Below are 16,147 nucleotides of genomic sequence, written 5' to 3' on the forward strand. Positions count from 1 at the left end.
CATGCAATCCCGCCATTTGAAGTTGCTCGCCGCCGCTACGTTGACCGCTTGGTCCCTTACTGCCGGCCTGGCCCAGGCCGCCGGTGTGCTGACCATCGGCTGCCGTGAAGACAGCACCACGTTCGACCCGATCAAAAGCGCGCAAAACCGCGACACCTGGGTGTTTGCCAACGTCTACGACACGCTGGTGCGCGTGGATAACCTGGGCACCAAGATGGAGCCGGGCCTGGCAGAAAGCTGGGACATTTCCAAGGACGGCCTGACCTACACCTTCAAGCTGCGCGAGGCGAAGTTTTCCGACGGCTCGCCGATCACCGCCGACGACGCAGCGTTCAGCCTGTTGCGTATTCGCGACAACAAGGCCTCGCTGTGGAGCGACCCGTTCAGCCTGATCAACACCGCCAAGGCGTCGGACCCGCGCACCCTGGTGGTCACCCTGAAAACTCCGGCTGTGGCCTTTCTCTCGCAATTGGCGTCGCCGACGGTGTCGATCCTGTCGGAAAAAGCCATGACCAAGATGGGCGAAGACGCTTACTCGGAAAACCCGGTGACGTCCGGCGCGTTTACCGTGGACGAGTGGCGTAAGGGCGACCGGGTGATTTTGAAGAAGAACCCGAACTTCTGGCAGGCTAACAACGTGAGCCTGGATGGTGTTGAGTGGGTGTCGGTTACCGACGACAACACGCGCATGCGCATGGTGCAGAACAACGAGCTCGACACGGCGATCTTCGTACCGTTCTCCCGCGTGGAAGAGCTGAAAAAAGACAAGAACGTGGTGATCCACTCCGACCCGTCGACCCGCGAAGACCACTTGCTGATCAACCACGCCCACGGCTTGCTGGCCAAACCGCAAGTGCGCGAGGCGCTGGACATGGCCATCGACAAACAATCGCTGGTCAAGACCGCCACTTACGGTCAGGGCACCGTGGCCTATTCCTACATCCCGAAAGGCTCGCTGTACCACTACGCCAACAACCTGCAACGCCCGTATGACCCGACCGCCGCCAAGAAGCTGCTGGAGGAGGCCGGGGCCAAGGACTTGAAGCTCAACTACGTGGTCAACGCCGGCAACGAAGCCGACGAGCAGATTGCGGTGATCATCAAGGACCAGTTGGCCAAGGTCGGCGTGACCGCCAACCTGCAGAAAGTCGACCCGACCCAAAGCTGGCAGATGCTGGTGGACGGTGAGTACGATATTTCGGTGATGTACTGGACCAACGACATCCTCGACCCGGACCAGAAAACCACCTTCGTGCTCGGCCACGACACCAACCAGAACTACATGACCCGCTACAAGAACGACAAGGTCAAGGCACTCGTGGCGGCCGCGCGGATCGAGGCTGACCCGGTCAAGCGTGAGCAGATGTACGTCGAGTTGCAGAAGCTGGCGAAACAGGATGTGAACTGGATCGACCTGTACTACAGCCCGTACATCAATATCTCACGCAAGAATGTGAGCAACTTCCTGCAGAACCCGCTGGGGCGTTTCACCCTGGAAGAAGTGGTGAAAAACTAACCCCCCAAGATACACCGCAAACCAATGTGGGAGCTGGCTTGCCTGCGATGGCATCAACTCGGTATGTCAGATACACCGCGGTGATGCCATCGCAGGCAAGCCAGCTCCCACTTAAACCCGGTTCCACAGTTTGATTTGTGCTGTGTCAGGTTTTACTGCGCATCAAACGCCTGCCCATTAATGCCCGCACTGTCCGGCCCCATCAGGTACAGGTACACCGGCATGATTTCTTCCGGCGCCGGCCTTTCCATCGGGTTTTCCCCTGGGTATGCCTGAGCGCGCATGCTGGTGCGCGTGCCGCCTGGGTTGATGCTGTTGGAACGCACCGACGCGACATCCTCCAGCTCATCGGCCAGGGTTTGCATCAAGCCTTCAGTCGCAAACTTCGATACGCCGTACGCGCCCCAGTAGGCACGGCCCTTGCGCCCGACGCTGCTGGAGGTGAACACCACCGACGCATCCTGGGACAGCTTGAGCAGCGGCAGCAACGTGCTGGTCAGCATGAACATCGCGTTGACGTTGACGTGCATCACCCGCATGAAATTCTCACCGGACAGCTGCTCGATCGGCGTGCGCGGGCCGATGATCGAGGCGTTGTGCAGCAGGCCGTCGAGGCGGCCGAACGCCTTTTCGATCATCGCGGCCAGCTCATCGTATTGATGGGGCAGGGCGGTCTCGAGGTTGAACGGGATCACCACCGGTTGCGGTTGGCCTGCCGCTTCGATTTCGTCATACACCTGAGCCAGGTTGGCTTCGGTTTTGCCCAGCAACAGCACGGTAGCGCCATGGGCGGCGTAGGTTTTTGCCGCCGCCGCGCCAATCCCGCGACCGGCGCCGGTCACCAGGATCACCCGGCCTTTGAGCAGTTCTGGACGTGCGCAGTAATCAAACATAAATAGCCTCGACAGAATTCAAGATGTTGCAGCTCTTGAAGTGGAATCCATTTCAGGTGGGAGCTGGCTTGCCTGCGATAGCAGAGTGCCTGTCTCCAGATGTGCTGGCTGGCAGACCGCTATCGCAGGCAAGCCAGCTCCCACATTGATCTCAGTGTTGGCGAGATCGTCTAACAATCAGCAACTGCACAGTGCGTTATCCAGCACCTTGCGCAGTTCCAGCGGGTGGTCCACCACGACATCGGCGCCCCAGTTGCGGGGGTTGTCGTCCGGGTGGATGTAGCCGAACGTGACCGCTGCGGTACGGGTGCCGGCGTCGCGGCCGGATTCGATATCGCGCAGGTCATCGCCCACGAACAGCACGCTGGCCGGGTCCAGGTCGAGCATCTTGCACGCCAGGATCAGCGGCTCCGGGTCTGGCTTGCTGTTTTTCACGTGGTCCGGGCAGATCAGCAGCGCCGACCGCTCGGCCAGGCCCAACTGCTGCATGATTGGTTCGGCAAAGCGCAGCGGCTTGTTGGTGACCACGCCCCAGACCAGGTTGGATTTTTCGATGTCCTGCAGCAGTTCTTCCATGCCGTCGAAGAGCTTGCTGTGGATCGCGCAGCCCTTGAGGTAGCGCTCCAGAAACTCCAGGCGTAGCGCTTCAAAACCTGGGGATTCCGGGTCCATCGAGAAGGTCACGGCAACCATCGCCCGCGCGCCGCCGGAGATTTCATCGCGGATGTGCTGGTCGTTGATCGGCGCCAGGCCGCGGTCGGCGCGCATCGCCTGGCAGATCGCGATGAAGTCCGGCGCGGTGTCCAGCAATGTACCGTCCATATCGAAGAGAACCGCTCGCAACTTCACAGGCTTACTCCTCGCGCAGGGTCTGGATCATGTAGTTGACGTCAACGTCGTTGGCCAGCTTGTAGTGCTTGGTCAGCGGGTTGTAGGTCAGGCCGATGATGTCTTTGACGGTCAGCCCGGCCTGGCGGCTCCAGGCGCCCAGCTCGGAAGGGCGGATGAATTTCTTGAAGTCGTGGGTGCCGCGCGGCAGCAACTTCATGATGTATTCGGCGCCGATGATCGCGAACAGGTAGGCCTTGGGGTTGCGGTTGATGGTGGAGAAGAACACCTGGCCGCCTGGCTTGACCATGCGGAAACAGGCGCGGATCACCGAGGAGGGGTCTGGCACGTGCTCGAGCATCTCAAGGCAGGTGACCACGTCGAACTGCTCGGGCATTTCCTCGGCCAGGGCTTCGGCGGTGATCTGGCGGTATTCCACGTTTACGCCGGATTCCAACTGGTGCAGTTGCGCGACGGCCAGCGGGGCTTCGCCCATGTCGATGCCCATCACGGTGGCGCCACGCTGGGCCATTGCTTCGCTGAGGATGCCGCCGCCGCAACCGACGTCGAGTACCTTTTTGCCGGCCAGGTTGACGCGTTCGTCAATCCAGTTGACCCGCAGCGGGTTGATGTCGTGCAGGGGTTTGAACTCGCTTTCGCGGTCCCACCAGCGGTGAGCCAGGGCTTCGAATTTGGCGATTTCGGCGTGGTCGACGTTGCTCATGGTGAATCCTCTAAATCGGATAAATCGGTTTGCAGGTGTTCAAGCGTAGGTGCAAACCCTGCGTTATTCGCTGTGCCCGCTGATGCGTTGGCCCCAGGCAATGGCCGTGGCGGTCAACTGTTGTTCATCCATGCGGGTCAATTGCCGGTCGTCGAGCAACTGCTTGCCGGCGACCCAAAGGTGTTTCACGCAATCGCGTCCGGTGGCATAGATAAGCTGTGAGACCGGATCGTAGATCGGTTGTTGCGCCAGCCCCGAAAGATCAAAGGCCACGATGTCGGCAGCCTTGCCGACCTCCAGTGAGCCAATCTCGCTTTCCAGGCCCATGGCGCGCGCGCCATTGAGCGTGGCCATGCGCAGGGCGCGGTGGGCATCCAGGGCGGTGGCCGAACCGGCGACGGCCTTGGCCAGCATGGCGGCGGTACGGGTTTCGCCGAGCAGGTCGAGGTCATTGTTGCTGGCGGCGCCGTCGGTGCCGATCGCCACGTTGACGCCAGCCTGCCACAGACGCTCCACCGGGCAAAAGCCGCTGGCCAGTTTCAGGTTCGATTCCGGGCAATGGATGACGCTGGTGTTGCTTTCTACCAGCAAAGCCAGGTCGTCCTCGCTGATTTGGGTCATATGAACGGCCTGGAAGCGCGGGCCAAGCAGGCCGAGACGGCCCAGGCGCGCGAGTGGGCGTTCGCCGGTCTGCTCGACGGCCTGCTGCACTTCGAAGGCGGTTTCGTGCACGTGCATGTGGATCGAGGCGTCCAGCTCTTCGGCAATTATCCGGATCTTTTCCAGGTTTTCATCGCACACGGTGTACGGCGCGTGGGGCCCGAAGGTGATCCGGATGCGCGGATGGTGCTTGAGGTCGCCGAACAGCTCGATGCCCTGGCGAATCGCCTCGTCGGCCGTGCTGGCGCCGGGAATCGGGAAGTCGAGGATCGGAATCGCGATCTGCGCGCGCATGCCGCTGTTGTGCACGCAGTCGCTGGCGACCTTGGGGTAGAAGTACATGTCGCAGAAGCAGGTGATGCCGCCCTTGAGCTGCTCGGCGATGGCCAGGTCGGTGCCGTCGCGCACGAAGGCTTCATCGACCCACTTGGCTTCGGCGGGCCAGATGTGTTTTTCCAGCCAGGTCATCAGCGGCAAATCGTCGGCCAGCCCGCGAAACAGGCTCATCGCCGCATGGCCGTGGGCGTTGATCAAGCCCGGGCTGAGCAGCATGCCCGGCAGCTCGCGCACCTCGGTGGCGGCCAGCTTCAATGCCGCGGCCCGTGGCCCGATAAAGGCGATGCGACCATCACGGATGCCCAGGCCATGTTCCTTGAGCACCACGCCGGCAGGTTCGACAGGTACCAGCCAGGTCGGCAGCAGCAATAAGTCGAGCGGGGCGGCAGTGGAGGTCATCGCAGGCTTCTTCCCGGGCAGCTATAAAAGAAGGGCGAAGTATACCCGAGCGTCCTGGCTGGCGGATCGCTATAATCGGCGGCTTTTGTTCATGAGTGCGGGGTAAGGGATGCGCGAGCGACTGTTAGCAGCGGAGAAAGTGAAAGCCATCGAATGGCGTGATGGCGCGCTGCACCTGCTCGATCAGCGTGCCTTGCCGTCTCGGGAAACCTGGGTTGCCTGCACCTCTGTGGCTGAAGTGGCCGATGCCATACGCACGATGGTGGTGCGCGGCGCGCCGGCCATTGGTATCAGCGCCGCCTATGGCCTGGTGCTCGCCGCGCGTGAACGCATCGCTGAAGGCGGCGACTGGCAGGCCGCGTGGGAAGAAGACTACGCGCTGTTGGCTGATAGCCGTCCGACAGCCGCGAACCTGTTCTGGGCCTTGAAGCGCATGCGCGATCGCCTGGACCGCATCAAGAAGCACGCCGACCCGGTGGCGGCGCTGGAGGCGGAAGCGATTGCGATCCATGAAAGTGATCGGGAGGCCAATGTGGTCATGGCCCAGTTGGGCCTCGAGCGGATTCGCAAGCACCAGGGCAACGCCCAGGCGATCCTGACCCACGGCAATGCCGGCGCACTGGCCACAGGCGGCGTCGGCACGGCCCTCGGGGTGGTTCGCGCCGCGTTTCTGGAGGGGTTGGTCGAGCATGTCTATGTCAACGAGACGCGCCCTTGGCTGCAAGGTTCGCGGCTGACGGCGTGGGAGCTGGCAGGCGAGGGTATTGCGGCGACGGTGAATGCTGACTCGGCTGGCGCGCATATCCTCAAGACCAAGGGCGTGACCTGGGTGATCGTCGGCGCCGACTGCATTGCTGCCAACGGTGATGTGATCGGCACGATCGGCACGTACCAGTTGGCCGTGTGCGCGATGCACCATGGCGTGCGCTTTATGGTGGTGGCGCCAAGCTCGACACTCGATTTGATGATGGCCACGGGTGAAGACGTCGCCCTGGAGGAGCGTGATCCCGGTGAGTTGCTGGAGGTCATGGGGCAACGGTTGGATGTGGCTGCTTTGAATTCCGTGTTCGACGTAACCCCGGCTGATCTGATTGATGTGATCGTGACCGAAAAAGGCATCGTTGAGCGCCCGGACACCGCCAAGCTGGCCAAGTTGATGTGCCGTAAGCGCCTGCATTGAGGGGTTGGCGACTGTCAGACGGCTATCGGGGGCAAGCCCCCTCCCGCATTTTGATTGTGTTCACACTTCGAGTGTGGGAGGGGCTTGCCCCCGATTGGTCTTATAAGTCAATAAAACCCTTGGATCTGCCCTCAAAAAACAGCACCACCCTACCTCTGAGCCCCTCTCGTCGCCCTCAGGCCCGTCATCCGTCAACTAACTATGCTCCATGCGCATCTGGGGGATAGGTGCGTGGCGGCGATTGTGATAACATCCGGCGGTTTCCAGGGCTGCCTCAAGGGGCTGCCCATAACGTGCAGATCCGTGTCATAACTCGTTGATTTGTCGTAAGTCGTTGTCAGGCACTCTGCCGGCAGCGGCGAGCTTCGTTCGTCCCATAGGATGTGACGAGGTTTCACCCGAAAAAGGAATCAGGCTTCTCATGGGCGAACTGGCCAAAGAAATCCTCCCGGTCAATATCGAAGACGAGCTGAAACAGTCCTACCTCGACTACGCGATGAGCGTAATTGTCGGTCGAGCACTGCCTGATGCGCGCGATGGCTTGAAGCCCGTGCACCGGCGTGTGCTGTTCGCGATGAGCGAGCTGGGTAACGACTGGAACAAGCCGTACAAGAAATCTGCCCGTGTTGTCGGTGACGTGATCGGTAAGTATCACCCTCACGGCGACACTGCGGTGTACGACACCATCGTTCGGATGGCGCAGCCGTTTTCCCTGCGCTACCTGCTGGTAGACGGCCAGGGCAACTTCGGTTCGGTCGACGGCGACAACGCTGCGGCCATGCGATACACCGAAGTGCGCATGACCAAGCTGGCGCACGAGCTGCTGGCCGACCTGCACAAAGAAACCGTGGACTGGGTGCCGAACTACGACGGCACCGAAATGATCCCGGCCGTCATGCCGACCAAGATCCCCAACCTGCTGGTCAACGGCTCCAGCGGTATCGCCGTGGGCATGGCCACCAACATCCCGCCACACAACCTCGGTGAAGTCATCGACGGTTGCCTGGCGCTTATCGACAACCCTGAGCTGACCGTCGATGAGCTGATGCAATACATCCCCGGTCCGGACTTCCCGACCGCCGCGATCATCAACGGTCGCGCCGGTATCATCGAAGCCTACCGCACCGGTCGCGGCCGCATTTACATGCGCGCCCGCTCGATCATCGAAGACATCGACAAGGTCGGTGGCCGTCAGCAGATCGTCATCACCGAACTGCCTTACCAGTTGAACAAGGCGCGTCTGATCGAAAAGATCGCCGAGCTGGTTAAAGAGAAGAAGCTGGAAGGCATCACCGAGCTGCGCGACGAGTCCGACAAAGACGGTATGCGCGTGGTGATCGAGCTGCGTCGTGGCGAAGTGCCTGAGGTGATCCTCAACAACCTCTACGCCCAGACCCAGCTGCAAAGCGTGTTTGGCATCAACGTGGTTGCACTGATCGACGGCCGTCCGCGCATCCTGAACCTCAAGGATCTGCTGGAAGCCTTCGTGCGTCACCGCCGCGAAGTGGTTACCCGCCGTACCGTGTTCGAACTGCGTAAAGCGCGCGAACGTGGTCACATCCTGGAAGGCCAGGCCGTTGCCCTGTCGAACATCGACCCGGTCATCGCCCTGATCAAGGCTTCGCCGACGCCGTCGGAAGCTAAAGAAGCGCTGATCAAGATGCCGTGGGAATCCAGCGCCGTTGTGGCGATGGTTGAGCGTGCCGGCGCCGATTCGTGCCGCCCCGAGACCCTCGACCCGCAATACGGTCTGCGTGACGGCAAGTACTTCCTGTCGCCGGAACAGGCCCAGGCCATTCTGGAACTGCGCCTGCACCGCCTGACCGGTCTGGAGCACGAGAAGTTGCTGGCCGAGTACCAGGAAATTCTCAACCAGATCGGCGAGTTGATCCGCATCCTCAGCAGCGCCGTGCGCCTGATGGAAGTGATCCGCGAAGAACTGGAAGTGATCCGCGCCGAATACGGCGATGTGCGTCGCACCGAAATCCTTGATGCGCGCCTCGACCTGACCCTGGGTGACATGATCCCGGAAGAAGAGCGCGTGGTGACCATCTCCCACGGTGGCTATGCCAAGACCCAGCCGCTGGCTGCGTACCAGGCCCAGCGTCGTGGTGGTAAAGGCAAATCGGCTACCGGCGTGAAGGATGAGGACTACATTGCTCACCTGCTGGTCGCCAACAGCCACACCACGCTGCTGCTGTTCTCCAGCAAAGGCAAAGTGTACTGGCTGAAAACCTACGAAATCCCGGAAGCCTCGCGTGCCGCCCGTGGTCGCCCGTTGGTCAACCTGCTGCCGCTGGACAGTGATGAATACATCACCACCATGCTGCCGGTCGAGGAATACACCGAAGGTCACTTCATCTTCATGGCTACCGCCAAAGGCACCGTGAAGAAGACCCCGCTGGAATCCTTCAGCCGTCAGCGCAGCGTGGGCCTGATCGCCCTGGAGCTGGACGAAGGCGACGTGCTGATCTCCGCTGCCATCACCGACGGCGAGCGTGAAGTCATGCTGTTCTCCGACGGCGGCAAAGTAACGCGCTTCAAGGAATCCGACGTGCGTGCCATGGGCCGTACTGCCCGCGGTGTGCGCGGTATGCGTCTGCCAGAAGGGCAGAAGCTGATTTCGATGCTGATTCCGGAAGAAGGCAGCCAGATCCTCACCGCTTCGGCGCGTGGTTATGGCAAGCGCACTGCGATCACCGAGTTCCCGGAGTACAAGCGTGGCGGCCAGGGCGTTATCGCCATGGTCAGCAACGATCGCAACGGCCGTCTGGTCGGCGCGGTCCAGGTGCTCGATGGCGAGGAAATCATGCTGATTTCCGACCAGGGCACCCTGGTGCGTACCCGTGTGGCCGAAGTGTCGAGCCTGGGCCGTAACACCCAGGGTGTGACCCTGATCAAGCTGGCCAAGGATGAAAAACTGGTCGGCCTGGAGCGTGTGCAGGAACCGTCGGAAGTTGAAGGCGAAGAGCTGGAAGAAGGTGAAGAGTTCGACGGCGAGGTGATCGCAGCTGGCGATGACAACGTCGACGAGCCAACCCTCGATGCTGCCGCAGACGAAGAAGAACCGCAGGAATAAGCGGACACACAGGGGGCGGATGAAGATTCGCCCCCTTGTTGTTTGTCCGAACGGAAATATCGACAGCTGTGGAGATCGAGTGTGGGAGCGGGCTTGCTCGCGAAAGCGGACTGACATTCACCAGAGATGTCGCCTGTTGGATCGCTTTCGCGAGCAAGCCCGCTCCCACATTGGATTGGGTGTCGGCTGATATGTTTGTGTGACTACCACCAGATCAGAGTGAGATTGGATGTGAGCAAGAGAGCCTATAACTTCTGTGCCGGTCCCGCGGCGCTTCCTGAAGCAGTCCTGCAGCGCGCGCAGGGTGAACTCCTCGACTGGCATGGAAAAGGCCTCTCCGTGATGGAAATGAGCCATCGCAGCGATGAGTTCGTGTCCATTGCCACCAAGGCCGAGCAGGATCTGCGCGACTTGCTGGACATCCCCTCCCACTACAAAGTGCTGTTCCTGCAAGGCGGCGCCAGCCAGCAGTTTGCTCAACTGCCGCTTAACCTGCTGCCCGAAGATGGCACGGCCGACTATATCGACACCGGTATCTGGGGGCAGAAGGCCATTGAAGAGGCCTCGCGTTACGGTCACGTCAACGTGGCGGGCACTGCCAAGCCTTACGACTACTTCGCCATCCCTGGTCAGAACGAGTGGAAGCTCTCGAAAGACGCGGCCTATGTTCACTACGTAGCGAACGAAACCATCGGCGGCCTGGAGTTCGACTGGGTGCCGGAAGTGGGTGATGTGCCGTTGGTGTGCGACATGTCCTCGGACATCCTCTCGCGTCCGATCGATGTGTCCAAGTACGGCATGATCTACGCCGGGGCGCAGAAGAACATCGGCCCGAGCGGCATCCTGGTCAACATCATCCGTGAAGACCTGCTGGGTCGCGCCCGTTCGGTGTGCCCGACCATGCTCAACTACAAGGTCGCGGCCGATAACGGCTCGATGTACAACACGCCGCCGGCGTTCGCCTGGTACCTGTCTGGCCTGGTGTTCGAGTGGCTCAAAGAGCAGGGCGGTGTCGCCGCCATGGGCAAGCTCAACGAAGAGAAGAAGCGCACCCTGTACGACTTCATCGACGCCAGCGGCCTGTACAGCAACCCGATCAACCTGACCGACCGCTCGTGGATGAACGTGCCGTTCCGTCTGGCTGATGATCGCCTGGACAAGCCATTCCTGGCCGGCGCCGACGAGCGCGGCCTGCTGAACCTCAAGGGCCACCGTTCGGTCGGTGGCATGCGCGCCTCCATCTACAACGCTGTCGACATCAACGCGATCCACGCGCTGGTTGCCTACATGGCAGAGTTCGAAAAGGAACACGGCTAATGTCTGAGCAAGAACTCAAGGCCCTGCGTGTACGCATTGACAGCCTGGACGAGAAAGTCCTGGAGCTGATCAGTGAGCGCGCGCGGTGCGCCCAGGAAGTGGCACGGGTAAAAATGGCGTCCCTGGCTGAAGGCGAAGTACCGGTTTTCTACCGGCCTGAGCGTGAAGCGCAGGTGCTCAAGCGCGTGATGGAGCGCAACAAGGGGCCATTGGGCAACGAAGAAATGGCGCGGTTGTTCCGTGAAATCATGTCCTCGTGCCTGGCGTTGGAGCAGCCGCTCAAAGTGGCTTACCTCGGCCCTGAAGGCACCTTCACGCAAGCGGCGGCCATGAAACATTTCGGGCACGCAGTGATCAGCAAGCCAATGGCGGCGATTGACGAAGTGTTCCGTGAAGTGGCGGCCGGTGCGGTGAACTTTGGCGTGGTGCCGGTGGAAAACTCCACCGAAGGCGCGGTCAACCACACGCTGGACAGCTTCCTTGAGCACGACATGGTGATTTGCGGCGAAGTCGAGCTGCGTATCCACCATCACCTGCTGGTGGGCGAGAGCACCAAGACCGACAGCATTAGCCGCATCTACTCCCACGCCCAATCCCTGGCCCAGTGCCGCAAGTGGCTGGACGCACATTACCCGAATGTCGAGCGCGTGGCGGTGTCCAGCAACGCCGAAGCGGCCAAGCGGGTCAAGGGTGAGTGGAATTCGGCGGCAATCGCCGGCGATATGGCAGCGGGCCTGTATGGCCTGACGCGCCTGGCCGAGAAAATCGAGGACCGCCCGGACAACTCCACGCGCTTCTTGATGATTGGCAGCCAGGAAGTGCCGCCGACCGGCGACGACAAGACTTCGATCATTGTCTCCATGAGCAACAAGCCCGGTGCGCTTCATGAGCTGCTGGTGCCGTTCCACGACAACGGGATTGACCTGACGCGAATCGAGACACGTCCTTCGCGCAGCGGTAAATGGACTTATGTGTTCTTTATCGACTTCATCGGCCATCACCGCGACCCACTGGTCAAGGGCGTGCTGGAGAAAATCAGTCAGGAAGCCGTGGCACTCAAGGTGCTGGGCTCTTACCCGAAAGCGGTTTTGTGAGGCTTTAACATGAGTGGCAACTTCCTCGCCCTGGCTCAGCCGGGCGTGCAACAACTGTCGCCTTACGTTCCAGGCAAGCCTGTGGACGAGTTGGCGCGTGAGTTGAACCTGGACCCGTCGAAGATCGTCAAGCTGGCCAGTAACGAAAACCCGCTGGGCCCGAGTCCCAAGGTATTGGCGGCGATTCGTGATGAGTTGGCTGAGCTGACCCGCTACCCGGACGGGAATGGTTTTGCCCTCAAGTCTCTGCTGGCGCAAAACTGCCGGGTCGAGCTGAACCAGGTGACCCTGGGCAACGGCTCCAACGACATTCTTGAATTGGTCGGCCGTGCTTACCTGGCGCCTGGCTTGAATGCGGTATTCAGCGAGCACGCGTTTGCCGTTTACCCGATCGTCACTCAGGCAGTCGGCGCCGACGCACGTGTTATTCCGGCCAAGGACTGGGGGCACGACCTGCCGGCCATGCTGGCGGCCATCGACGCCCAGACCCGCGTGGTGTTTATCGCCAACCCGAATAACCCGACCGGCACCTGGTTCGATGCGCAAGCGTTGAACGACTTCCTGCAAGACGTGCCGGAGCATGTGCTGGTGGTGCTGGACGAGGCCTACATCGAGTACGCAGAAGGCAGCGACCTACCGGATGGTCTGGATTTTCTCGCGGCGTACCCGAACCTGCTGGTGTCGCGCACTTTCTCCAAGGCTTACGGCCTGGCGTCGTTGCGGGTTGGCTACGGCTTGTCGACGGCGGTGGTGGCCGATGTGCTGAACCGCGTGCGCCAACCGTTCAACGTCAACAGCCTTGCCTTGGCGGCGGCGTGTGCGGCGGTGAAAGATGCCAAGTACCTGGAAGAGGGTCGTCGCATCAACGAAAGCGGCATGCTGCAACTGCAGGAAGGTTTTCGTGAGCTGGGTCTGGGCTGGATTCCATCCAAGGGCAACTTTATTTGCGTCGACCTTGCTCAAGTCGCCGCCCCGGTATTCCAGGGGCTGCTGCGCGAAGGCGTGATCGTGCGCCCGGTGGCCAACTACGGCATGCCGAACCACCTGCGTATCACCATCGGATTGCCGGCGGAAAACAGCCGCTTCCTGGAGGCGTTGGCCAAGGTTCTGGCTCGTGGTTGATGTCACTGCATTGCAACCTGCTGTGCCTATGATCGGTCGCCTGGTGGTGGTGGGTCTGGGATTGATCGGCGGCTCGTTTGCCAAAGGCCTGCGTGAAAGCGGGCTGTGCCGCGAAGTGGTCGGTGTGGACCTGGACCCGCAATCGCGCAAGTTGGCGGTTGAGTTGGGCGTGGTGGATCGCTGTGAAGCAGACCTGGCGCTGGCTTGCCAGGGTGCGGACGTGATCCAGCTCGCGGTGCCGATTCTGGCGATGGAGAAGCTGCTGGCCTTGCTGGCCGGCATGGACTTGGGGCAGGCGATTCTCACGGATGTCGGCAGTGCCAAGGGCAACGTGGTGCGCGCGGCGCAACGGGCGTTTGGCGGCATGCCGGCGCGTTTTGTACCGGGTCACCCGATTGCCGGCTCCGAGCAGAGTGGTGTCGAGGCGTCCAATGCGCAGTTGTTCCGTCGTCATAAAGTGATCCTGACGCCGCTTGAGCAAACCGATCCGACCGCTTTGGCTGTGGTCGATCGCCTGTGGCGTGAACTGGGTGCGGATGTCGAGCACATGCAGGTCGAGCGTCACGACGAAGTGCTGGCGGCGACCAGCCATTTGCCGCATTTGCTGGCTTTTGGCTTGGTGGATTCGCTGGCTAAACGTAACGAGAATCTCGATATTTTCCGCTACGCCGCCGGTGGTTTCCGCGATTTCACGCGTATTGCCGGCAGTGATCCAGTGATGTGGCATGACATCTTCCTTGCCAATCGCGAGGCGGTGTTGCGCACCCTGGACACCTTCCGCAGCGACCTCGACGCCTTGCGCGACGCGGTGGATGCCGGGGACGGCCATCAATTACTGGGCGTGTTCACCCGTGCGCGGGTGGCGCGTGAGCACTTCAGCAAAATTCTGGCGCGCCGGGCCTATATGGAAACTGCTGTGAACGCCGATGAGCAGACCTTCCTCGCCAACCCGGGTGGCCGCCTGAGCGGACAGATTCGGATGCCGGGCGACAAGTCGATCTCCCATCGCTCGATCATGCTCGGCTCACTGGCTGATGGCGTGACAGAGGTTGAAGGTTTCCTTGAGGGCGAAGATGCCCTGGCGACCTTGCAGGCGTTTCGCGACATGGGCGTGGTGATTGAAGGGCCGCACCATGGGCGCGTGATCATCCATGGCGTTGGCCTGCATGGCTTGAAGCCGGCGCCGGGGCCGATCTACCTGGGCAACTCCGGAACGTCGATGCGCCTGTTGTCCGGCTTGCTGGCGGCGCAGCGCTTCGACAGTGTGTTGACCGGCGATGCTTCGCTGTCCAAGCGCCCGATGAGCCGCGTGGCCAAGCCACTGCGCGAAATGGGCGCGGTGATTGAGACCGGGCCGGAAGGGCGTCCGCCGTTGACTATTCGCGGAGGTCAGGCATTAAAAGGCTTGACCTATACGCTGCCAATGGCCAGCGCGCAGGTTAAATCCTGCCTGTTGCTGGCGGGTTTGTATGCTGAGGGTAAAACCTCGGTGACCGAGCCTGCACCGACCCGTGACCACACCGAACGAATGCTGCGCGGCTTCGGTTATCCGGTGCAGGTGCAGGGCGCTACGGCGTCGGTTGAGTCGGGCCATGCGTTGACCTCCACGCATATTGAGGTGCCGGGGGACATTTCTTCTTCTGCATTCTTTCTGGTCGCGGCGTCGATTGCCGAGGGTTCCGAGCTGTTGCTGGAGCATGTGGGGATCAATCCGACACGGACCGGTGTGATCGATATCCTGCGGCTGATGGGCGCGGACATCACGCTGGAAAACCTGCGTGAAGTCGGCGGTGAACCAGTCGCCGATTTGCGCGTGCGTGCTGCTGCGCTGAACGGCATCGAGATTCCTGAGGCGTTGGTGCCGCTGGCGATTGATGAGTTTCCGGTGTTGTTCATCGCGGCGGCCTGCGCTCAGGGCCGTACCGTGTTGCGCGGCGCTGCAGAGCTGCGCGTGAAGGAGTCCGACCGTATCCAGGTAATGGCCGACGGTCTGCTGGCGTTGGGCGTGAAGTGTGAACCGACACCCGATGGGATTATCATTGACGGTGGCCTGATAGGCGGCGGCGAGGTGCATTCCCATGGCGATCACCGAATTGCCATGGCCTTTAGTGTGGCGTCCCTGCGGGCGACAGCGCCGATTCGTATCCGTGACTGTGCCAATGTGGCTACATCTTTTCCGAACTTTCTTACACTGTGTGCCCATGTCGGCATTCGTGTTGCCCAAGAGGCTCAATTGTGAATATCAAAGCACCGGTGATTACCATCGACGGGCCAAGCGGCTCGGGCAAAGGCACGATTGCCGGCATTTTGGCCAAGCGCCTGGGCTGGTGCCTGCTGGATTCCGGCGCGCTGTACCGTTTGCTGGCCTTTGCCGCGCGTAACCACGGCGTCGACCTGACCAACGAAGAATCCTTGAAGCTGCTGGCGGCGCATCTTGATGTGCAGTTCGTCGGCGCGACGGAAGGTCATCCGCAACGCATCATCCTCGAAGGCGACGATGTGACCGATGATCTGCGTAACGAACAAGTTGGCTCCTGGGCCTCCCAGGTTGCCGCGCTGCCGGCCGTGCGCGACGCGCTGCTGCAGCGCCAGCGGGCGTTTCAGGAACCGCCGGGCCTGGTCGCGGATGGTCGCGACATGGGCACCGTGGTGTTTCCAGACGCGCCGTTGAAGATTTTCCTGACCGCCAGCGCCGAAGAGCGGGCGCGCCGCCGTTACTTGCAGTTGAAGGGCAAAGTCGATGGTGTTAGTCTGTCGAGTCTGCTAGATGAGATCCGTGCACGCGATGAGCGTGATACCCAGCGTGCGGTAGCCCCGCTCAAGCCGGCGGCTGACGCCATACAGCTGGATTCCACGGAGTTATCCATCGAGCAGGTGCTGGAACGCATCTTGAGTGAAATCGCCATTCGCGATATCACCGGGTGACCAAGAAGGCTGCAGGGGACCAGTCATAGTCCTGCGGTGCTTCTTTTAATTGAAACTGACCCACACCGTCTGGG

The 16,147-nt window shown here is 61.2% G+C and carries 12 protein-coding genes; 8 read left to right on the plus strand and 4 right to left on the minus strand.

The window, feature by feature from the left end:
* Nucleotide 1 precedes the first annotated feature (1 nt).
* On the plus strand, nucleotides 2-1,516 hold the full coding sequence (locus AB5I78_RS08620; protein ID WP_369300581.1) for an ABC transporter substrate-binding protein: 1,515 nt from the start codon (nucleotides 2-4) through the stop codon (nucleotides 1,514-1,516).
* 152 nt (nucleotides 1,517-1,668) lie between these two features.
* Here AB5I78_RS08620 and AB5I78_RS08625 read toward each other — a convergent pair whose 3' ends face one another.
* The 4 genes from AB5I78_RS08625 to AB5I78_RS08640 form a co-directional block, all read right to left on the minus strand.
* A complete protein-coding gene (locus AB5I78_RS08625; RefSeq protein ID WP_242193874.1) occupies nucleotides 1,669-2,409 on the minus strand; it encodes a YciK family oxidoreductase in 741 nt (246 codons plus the stop codon).
* Between the two features lie 177 nt (nucleotides 2,410-2,586).
* Nucleotides 2,587-3,258 carry an N-acetylmuramic acid 6-phosphate phosphatase MupP gene (gene mupP / locus AB5I78_RS08630; RefSeq protein ID WP_106576876.1) on the minus strand — a complete coding sequence of 224 codons (672 nt, stop codon included), beginning with the start codon at nucleotides 3,256-3,258 and terminating at the stop codon, nucleotides 2,587-2,589.
* A gap of 4 nt (nucleotides 3,259-3,262) precedes the next feature.
* Nucleotides 3,263-3,961 (minus strand): bifunctional 2-polyprenyl-6-hydroxyphenol methylase/3-demethylubiquinol 3-O-methyltransferase UbiG, encoded by a 699-nt coding sequence (gene ubiG / locus AB5I78_RS08635; RefSeq protein ID WP_010211967.1) that lies wholly within the window; start codon nucleotides 3,959-3,961, stop codon nucleotides 3,263-3,265.
* Nucleotides 3,962-4,024: 63 nt separating this feature from the next.
* Nucleotides 4,025-5,356, minus strand: coding sequence for a TRZ/ATZ family hydrolase (locus AB5I78_RS08640; protein WP_242193869.1), 1,332 nt, complete (start codon nucleotides 5,354-5,356; stop codon nucleotides 4,025-4,027).
* Between the two features lie 109 nt (nucleotides 5,357-5,465).
* Here AB5I78_RS08640 and mtnA point away from each other — a divergent pair, with 109 nt between their 5' ends.
* The 7 genes from mtnA to cmk all read left to right on the plus strand — a co-directional run bounded on the left by mtnA (nucleotide 5,466) and on the right by cmk (nucleotide 16,073).
* A complete protein-coding gene (mtnA, locus tag AB5I78_RS08645; RefSeq protein WP_369300580.1) occupies nucleotides 5,466-6,536 on the plus strand; it encodes an S-methyl-5-thioribose-1-phosphate isomerase in 1,071 nt (356 codons plus the stop codon).
* Nucleotides 6,537-6,957: 421 nt separating this feature from the next.
* Nucleotides 6,958-9,615 carry a DNA gyrase subunit A gene (gyrA, locus tag AB5I78_RS08650; RefSeq protein WP_145163138.1) on the plus strand — a complete coding sequence of 886 codons (2,658 nt, stop codon included), beginning with the start codon at nucleotides 6,958-6,960 and terminating at the stop codon, nucleotides 9,613-9,615.
* A 231-nt stretch (nucleotides 9,616-9,846) separates the two neighbouring features.
* Nucleotides 9,847-10,932, plus strand: coding sequence for a 3-phosphoserine/phosphohydroxythreonine transaminase (gene serC, locus AB5I78_RS08655; RefSeq protein ID WP_145163139.1), 1,086 nt, complete (start codon nucleotides 9,847-9,849; stop codon nucleotides 10,930-10,932).
* The gene (gene pheA / locus AB5I78_RS08660; protein ID WP_053132458.1) at nucleotides 10,932-12,026 is read left to right on the plus strand and encodes a prephenate dehydratase; all 1,095 of its coding nucleotides are present in this window, start codon (nucleotides 10,932-10,934) and stop codon (nucleotides 12,024-12,026) included. Before serC ends, pheA begins: the two co-directional genes overlap by 1 nt.
* Nucleotides 12,027-12,035: 9 nt before the next feature.
* On the plus strand, nucleotides 12,036-13,148 hold the full coding sequence (gene hisC, locus AB5I78_RS08665; protein WP_369300576.1) for a histidinol-phosphate transaminase: 1,113 nt from the start codon (nucleotides 12,036-12,038) through the stop codon (nucleotides 13,146-13,148).
* Nucleotides 13,149-13,176: 28 nt separating this feature from the next.
* The gene (locus AB5I78_RS08670) at nucleotides 13,177-15,387 is read left to right on the plus strand and encodes a bifunctional prephenate dehydrogenase/3-phosphoshikimate 1-carboxyvinyltransferase (protein WP_369300579.1); all 2,211 of its coding nucleotides are present in this window, start codon (nucleotides 13,177-13,179) and stop codon (nucleotides 15,385-15,387) included.
* Nucleotides 15,384-16,073 carry a (d)CMP kinase gene (gene cmk, locus AB5I78_RS08675; RefSeq protein ID WP_145163144.1) on the plus strand — a complete coding sequence of 230 codons (690 nt, stop codon included), beginning with the start codon at nucleotides 15,384-15,386 and terminating at the stop codon, nucleotides 16,071-16,073. The genes AB5I78_RS08670 and cmk overlap by 4 nt, the downstream gene beginning before the upstream one ends.
* The last annotated feature ends 74 nt before the right edge of the window (nucleotides 16,074-16,147 follow it).

The organism is Pseudomonas sp. N2-3-1-14 (assembly GCF_041228395.1).
GTDB lineage: Bacteria > Pseudomonadota > Gammaproteobacteria > Pseudomonadales > Pseudomonadaceae > Aquipseudomonas.